The sequence below is a fragment of the Acidithiobacillus sp. TH-A35 genome (genome assembly GCF_057473505.1).
Genome location: NZ_JBYCKR010000298.1, coordinates 1 through 2,286, shown reverse-complemented (window position 1 = coordinate 2,286; position 2,286 = coordinate 1). Strand labels below are relative to the sequence as shown.

Here is a 2,286-nt window from a genome sequence, read left to right as displayed (position 1 = left end):
GGGGCAGGCGGCTGGCCATTTCCGGGATGCTACGGTGAAAAGCCGTATCGAAGCAGGCGACTTGCGGAATATGGGGCCACACCGCTTGTACGGCCTCTATGGCGGCGATTTCTGCAGTAAGATGTAAAGGGGCAAAACGCAGGGAGGCGCGCAGATCGCTGAGCACCTGGTTATCCACCAGGCAATGCGCCTGATGACGCGGTCCGCCGGAGACAATGCGGTGGCCAACGCCATCCGGCGTCGCGCATTGTACCTCCGCCAGTGCCGCAAATACGGCCTTTAACGCCTCCTGCTGCTGCGGCAGGGCCAACTGCCGGTCAATGGCCTGCTCTTCTCCGCGTTGCAGCCATAAACGCCCGACGCTCTGCCCAATGCGCTCGGCGGCGCCTTCCGCGAGTTTCTCTTCCCCTGTAGCCTTCAGCGCAAAAACCGCGAACTTGATGGAGGACGAACCGCTGTTGAGGCAGAGGACATGTCGCGTTGCCGCTAAGCTCACAGGCCTCCCCCGCCAGTGGCTAACCAGGACAAATCCTGCAGCCGCTTGCCCAGCCGCTGCAGAAAGCGCGCCGCGTCAGCGCCGAAAATCACCCGGTGATCGCAGCTCAGGGTAAAGTCCGCCCGCCCATCACTGCCCGCGGCAGCCACGGCCAGTATGGCGGAGGCGCCCACCGGCACGATGGCATTGAAGCGCTCTACTTCCGGGAAAACCCCGAGGTTGGAAAGATAGAAGCTGGCTCCCTGATAATCTTCCGGGTAAATCCGCCCCTTTTTGACTTTGCCGAGCAGGATCCGCCAGTCCTCCACCAGTTCCTTGAGCGGGCGGCCAGCCGCATCGCGCAGCACCGGGGTGATCAGCCCATCGCCGGTATCCACGGCGATACCTACATCCACCCGGCTGCGCTTGGCCAAGCCCCGACGGGTCCAGACCTGGTTAAACCAAGGATCTTCGGCGACGGTCAGGGCACAGGCGCGGGTCAGGGCGAGGGTCAGGCTGAGGCCCGCCTGTTTGGCGGCAGCATGTAGGGGTGCCGTGGCCAAGCGACTGCTGATGAGGAAGGTGGGGGTATCGAGGGTCGCCGACATATTACGGGCCACTGCCGCCCGGAGCATGCCGGGTCGCTCGATGGTGTAGGGCGGGCCGAGGTGCAGGTCCGCATCTGCGGGCGCTAAGGCACTAGCCAGCACCTGGGCCGCATGAATGGTGCCGTCGGGACCGGGCCTAACCTGGCTGAGGTCCAGCTCCAGATCACGGGCGAGGGCGCGGGCATACGGAGAAGCCTGGAGGCCATCGGCGTGCGGGGGTTGCAGCGCAGCAGCGGCTGTCGGGGTGTGCGGCCGCGGGAGAGAGGCAGGTTTCTCCGAAGGCGCCGTATCGGGTGGCGTTGCGGCGGCCGCAGGGGCGGCCGGCTGCAGGGTGGTCGGCGGCGCGGTTTTTTTCTCTGGAACCGCTCCGGGTGCTGCTGATGGTGGGGCGGGCGGTGCGGTTGTCGCGGCAACTCTGGCCGCACCGCCTGAATCGGTCTTTGTCGCTTCCGGCGTATCGGCAATGTAACCGATGACCTGCCGCACCGGGATGTCCGTGTCCACCGCGGCCAAAGGGCCTACCAGAAAACCGTCGACAAAGGCCTCCACATCCAGAATCGCTTTATCCGTTTCGACCTCGGCAACGGCTTCGCCCTTCTTGATCGCTTCACCGACGGCCTTGTTCCAGCGGGTGAGGCGTCCGGTCTGCATGGTGTCGGACAGTACCGGCATGGTGATTTCTGCTTTCATCAACCTCTCCTCCTATCGCCGGGCCATCATCTGCCGGGCCGCCTGTACAATGTCTTCCCCGCGGGGGATGCTGGCGGCCTCAAGCGTACCATTGAAGGGGGTAGGGATATCCATCCCCGCTACCCGCTGGATGGGGGCGTCCAGCAGGTAAAAGCAACGCTCCTGCAAGGTGGCGGCGAACTCCGCACCGGCACCGGCAAAGCGGCAGTCCTCTTCGACGATCAGGCAGCGGTGGGTCTGCTCCACCGCGCGCACGCAGGTGTCCCAGTCAATGGGCGAAAGGCTGCGCGGATCAATCACCGTGAGTTCGATGCCTTCTGCCGCCAGCGTCTCCGCGGCCTGCAAGGCCAGCGGCAACATCCGCGAGTAGGCGATGCAGGTGATGTCCCGCCCCTGCCGGCGTGCTACCGCCTGATGGATGGGCGGAGCCAGCGCCGCCTCGTCTACGTCGCCTTTACTGAAATAGAGCAACTCATGTTCCAGCACAAGGATGGGGTCATCGCTGCGAATGGC

2 protein-coding genes and 1 pseudogene are annotated in these 2,286 nt (G+C 64.7%); all 3 read right to left on the bottom strand.

Annotated elements, in window-relative coordinates:
- Window positions 1-496 (bottom strand): annotated as a pseudogene (locus AC2VNK_RS09585) (acetate/propionate family kinase); the annotation flags it as partial.
- On the bottom strand, window positions 493-1,773 hold the full coding sequence (locus AC2VNK_RS09580) for a 2-oxo acid dehydrogenase subunit E2 (protein ID WP_486883586.1): 1,281 nt from the start codon (window positions 1,771-1,773) through the stop codon (window positions 493-495). The gene AC2VNK_RS09580 and the pseudogene AC2VNK_RS09585, both read right to left, overlap by 4 nt.
- Window positions 1,774-1,785: 12 nt before the next feature.
- Window positions 1,786-2,286, bottom strand: a 501-nt coding sequence (locus tag AC2VNK_RS09575) for a transketolase C-terminal domain-containing protein (protein WP_486883585.1), incomplete at its 5' end; no start/stop codon positions are given.

Excerpts from the sequence above, each read along its gene's own strand:
- AC2VNK_RS09580 (WP_486883586.1), bottom strand. The coding sequence starts at position 1,773 with ATGAAAGCAGAAATCACCATGCCGGTACTGTCCGACACCATGCAGACC.